This is a genomic window from Chromohalobacter sp. HP20-39 (assembly GCF_033052815.1).
Taxonomy (GTDB): Bacteria; Pseudomonadota; Gammaproteobacteria; order Pseudomonadales; family Halomonadaceae; genus Chromohalobacter.
On the sequence record NZ_JAWHTP010001084.1, the window covers coordinates 1 to 241 of the forward strand.

At 75.5% G+C, this 241-nt stretch carries 1 protein-coding gene; it reads left to right on the top strand.

From position 1 onward, the window contains the following. The coding region (locus RVY79_RS21270; RefSeq protein WP_317466610.1) for an FAD-binding protein at positions 1-189 on the top strand (189 nt) is incomplete at its 5' end. Positions 190-241 lie beyond the last annotated feature (52 nt).

The window sequence follows — 241 nt, forward strand, 5'->3', positions numbered from 1 at the left end:
GGCGTCGAGGTCGGCGACGATGGCGGCGTGAAGCGCGAGGACGGCCGTGCGATCCCTGGCCTCTACGCCTGCGGCGAGATGGTGGGCGGCGTGTTCTTCAACGGCTATCCCGGCGGCTCGGGGCTGACTTCCGGCGTCGTGTTCGGCCGCCGCGCCGGCTACGGCGCCGCCGCGGGGGCGCGGGGCTGAGGACCCTCGGCCGAGCGCGACCGGCTCCGTCTTCCGTGGGGGCTAGGGTGCT